The following is a 1,214-nucleotide window of genomic DNA, read 5'->3' as shown; positions in this document are numbered from 1 at the left end:
CGCTTCGTATCGAGCAACTACAATTTCTTTCATCGCACTTACAGTTTCTTTTAGATACTTTCTAGGGTCGAATTCTGCTGGATTCTGTGCCATAAAGCGACGCACAGCACCAGTAGAAGCCAGACGTAGATCGGTATCAATATTTACCTTACGAACGCCATATTTTATGCCCTCTACAATCTGCTCTACAGGGACACCATAGGTTTCAGGAATTTCGCCGCCGTACTCGTTAATAACAGCAAGCCATTCTTGAGGTACAGAGGATGAACCATGCATTACCAGGTGCGTACCAGGAATACGTTCATTTATCGCTTTAATACGGTCAATAGCCAAAATATCACCAGTAGGTGGACGCGTGAACTTATACGCGCCATGGCTTGTACCACATGCAATCGCTAACGCATCAACACCAGTTTGCTTAACAAAATCTGCTGCCTCTTCTGGATCAGTTAACATCTGATCGTGACTAAGTGTACCTTCAGCACCAACACCATCTTCTTCACCTGCCTGGCCAGTTTCTAAAGACCCCAAACAGCCAAGCTCACCTTCAACAGAAACACCGCAAGCATGCGCCATTTCAACAGTGCGCTTTGTGACGTCAACGTTATATTCGTAGCTGGAAGGTGTTTTGCCATCGTCCATCAGCGAACCATCCATCATCACTGAAGAAAACCCAAGTTGAATCGAGCGCTGGCAAACTGCTGGAGAAGTACCGTGGTCCTGATGCATACAAACAGGAATGTGCGGGAATTCTTCGATAGCCGCCAAAATAAGATGACGCAAAAAAGGTGCTCCGGCATATTTACGAGCACCGGCTGAAGCCTGCACTATCACAGGACTATTTGTTTGATCAGCTGCTTCCATAATAGCGCGCATCTGCTCAAGGTTATTTACGTTAAACGCTGGAACTCCGTAGTCATACTCTGCAGCATGATCAAGTAGTTGTCGCATACTAATTAATGCCATGATTATCTCCGGTTAAAACATTGATTGAATTTATGGGCTTGCGCGCGCTAATAACATTGCTACTGCAGGTAAAGTCTTACCTTCTACAAATTCTAAAAAGGCACCGCCACCCGTAGAAATATACGAAACCTTATCTGCGATTTCATACTTAGCGACAGCAGCCAAGGTGTCGCCACCACCTGCTATTGAGAATGCATCACTATCAGCGATGGCTGATGATAGCGCTTTAGTGCCCGCACCAAACTGGT

Annotated in this window: 2 protein-coding genes; both read right to left on the bottom strand. The window is 45.7% G+C overall.

Features of this window, described 5'->3' with window-relative positions; all coding sequences use genetic code 11:
* Window positions 1-966 (bottom strand): class II fructose-bisphosphate aldolase (gene fba / locus A3735_RS10505; RefSeq protein WP_068638027.1); only part of this gene is annotated, 966 nt, incomplete at its 3' end.
* Window positions 967-996: 30 nt separating this feature from the next.
* Window positions 997-1,214 (bottom strand): phosphoglycerate kinase (pgk, locus tag A3735_RS10500; RefSeq protein WP_082885863.1); only part of this gene is annotated, 218 nt, incomplete at its 5' end.

The sequence above is a fragment of the Oleiphilus sp. HI0061 genome (assembly GCF_001635675.1).
This window is presented reverse-complemented; position numbering and strand designations above follow the sequence as displayed.